We start from the raw sequence: 250 nt of genomic DNA on the forward strand, positions 1-250 counted from the left end.
TCGCGTTCCTGATCGAGTCCGGAGATTTCACCGAAGAAGAATTCGCCGAGACCGAGGCCAGCCTCGCACGAGGCGACTTGGTGAAGCTGGAGCGCACGACACGGCTGGGGGCCATCACTGATTCGCTCAGTGTTGCCGAGGTTGCCCAGATGCTGAGCGTGGACGCAGCACGTGTGCGCCGGCGCCAAGCCAAGGGCGACCTCTACGCTTTCCTGGCCGGCGGCAAGCGCCGCTACCCGCTCTGGCAGTT

The 250-nt window shown here is 64.8% G+C and carries 1 protein-coding gene; it reads left to right on the forward strand.

Annotation, left to right across the window (positions count from 1 at the left end):
- Nucleotides 1–250, forward strand: a 250-nt coding sequence (locus QN350_RS19860) for a hypothetical protein (protein ID WP_323517247.1), incomplete at both ends; no start/stop codon positions are given.

Origin of the sequence: Cryobacterium sp. 10I5 (assembly GCF_035019865.1) — a bacterium.
GTDB classification, from domain to species: domain Bacteria; phylum Actinomycetota; class Actinomycetes; order Actinomycetales; family Microbacteriaceae; genus Cryobacterium; species Cryobacterium breve_A.